This window comes from Vibrio sp. 970 (assembly GCF_033339075.1).
In genome coordinates this window covers 1-583 of sequence record NZ_JAWOTW010000588.1, presented here as the reverse complement: position 1 = coordinate 583, position 583 = coordinate 1, and the positions used below count along the sequence as shown (strand labels likewise).

1 pseudogene is annotated in these 583 nt (G+C 48.4%); it reads left to right on the top strand.

Features of this window, described 5'->3' with window-relative positions:
- Positions 1 to 583, top strand: a pseudogene (locus R7Q11_RS28045) (MSHA biogenesis protein MshN); the annotation flags it as partial.

The window sequence follows — 583 nt, the reverse complement described above, 5'->3', positions numbered from 1 at the left end:
AACTTGCTGAAAAAACATCACCGAGTGAACTTACTCGTGCTGAGATTCCTAATGTCTCACGCAGTAAGCCTTGGCTGTGGTTGGTTGCTGGTTTTTCATTAAGTCTTGCCGTAGGCGGCTGGGCTGTGTCCCAAGGCCCTGCACCTTCGGATGAGATCACATCGTTCCAACCAAGCGCAACGCAACCTTTAGACACCACTAATGCTGACCGTCTGGCATCTTCTCCTACCAATAAGATGACGCCAGAAACCAGCAACGTGGTTTATTCTAAACCTGTAGAAAAACCGCAAGCTGTTGCAGCATTACCAACACCTCAACCTAGTGAGGGCGTATTTGGTTCACGTGCGGATGCGGATATGAGTTCAGACGCTCCGATGCTGATCGCGCAAGTAGCGAATGCACCGAGCAATACGACCACCAATTTGGTTGAAGAGAGTTCAATGCGCATTGAGCAAGTTGAACTTTCACACCGTCAGTTATCGTTGAAAGCGATCAGTCGAGCAGAAAAAGCCATTGATGCGAACGATATGGAAACGGCGCTTTCTGCTTATACCGAAGCATTGCGTTATGAGCCAAGCAATAT